The sequence below is a fragment of the Neisseria sp. P0006.S009 genome (assembly GCF_051962915.1).
Classification (GTDB): domain Bacteria; phylum Pseudomonadota; class Gammaproteobacteria; order Burkholderiales; family Neisseriaceae; genus Neisseria; species Neisseria subflava_E.
Genome location: NZ_JBQCUV010000036.1, coordinates 1 through 229 on the forward strand (window position 1 = coordinate 1; position 229 = coordinate 229).

At 38.9% G+C, this 229-nt stretch carries 1 protein-coding gene; it reads left to right on the top strand.

Annotation, left to right across the window (positions count from 1 at the left end; all coding sequences use genetic code 11):
• Window positions 1–228: 50S ribosomal protein L16 (rplP, locus tag ACTHTK_RS10365; RefSeq protein WP_440379757.1), on the top strand; the 228-nt coding region annotated here is incomplete at its 5' end.
• Between the last annotated feature and the right edge of the window lies 1 nt (window position 229).

Below are 229 nucleotides of genomic sequence, written 5' to 3' on the forward strand. Positions count from 1 at the left end.
ATTTGGATTCGTGTATTCCCTGATAAACCAATTACAGAGAAAACTATTCATGTTCGTATGGGTGGCGCTAAAGGTAATGTTGAATATTACATTGCTGAAGTTAAACCAGGCAAAGTATTGTACGAAATTGACGGTGTTCCTGATTCTTTGGCTCGTGAAGCATTTGAATTGGCAGCTGCCAAATTGCCTATTCCTACAACCTATGTAGTAAGACAGGTGGGTCAATAAT